This window comes from Pedococcus sp. P1_H8 (assembly GCF_056405175.1).
The window spans coordinates 1-370 of the sequence record NZ_JBFUCP010000437.1 but is presented as its reverse complement, the minus strand read 5'-3'; the positions used below and the strand labels follow the sequence as shown (position 1 = coordinate 370).

General features: G+C 70.8%; 1 protein-coding gene. It reads left to right on the top strand.

Translation table 11 applies throughout. The annotated features are described in order from the left end of the window. Nucleotides 1-14 precede the first annotated feature (14 nt). Nucleotides 15-370 (top strand): hypothetical protein (locus AC1DYG_RS20735; protein ID WP_477641711.1); only part of this gene is annotated, 356 nt, incomplete at its 3' end.

Here is a 370-nt window from a genome sequence, read left to right as displayed (position 1 = left end):
GTACGATGGGTGCCGTGACGAGCCGATGGCCGCGATTCTTGGGGGGATCCGACGACGACGACGGGATCCGTCGCGCCCGGGAGTCGATGACCGCGGCCTTCCTGGCCATGGACGCCCGGCAGCGAACCGTCGAAACCGCAGTTGAGGCGTCCGCGGCGCTCTTCCCGGAGCGGGACATCCGGCGACCGTGGGCGCCGGTCCGTGACGCCTGCTACGCCGCCGCGAGCGCCTACGTCGCCCTGTCCGACATGACCGGCGTCACCTCGCCCGGCCCGGAATCGGTGTCGGTCGACCGGACTACGCGGCAACTGTCCGATGCGACACACGCCCTCGACGTGTTCTACGACACCCACCGCGCCCACCTCGACGA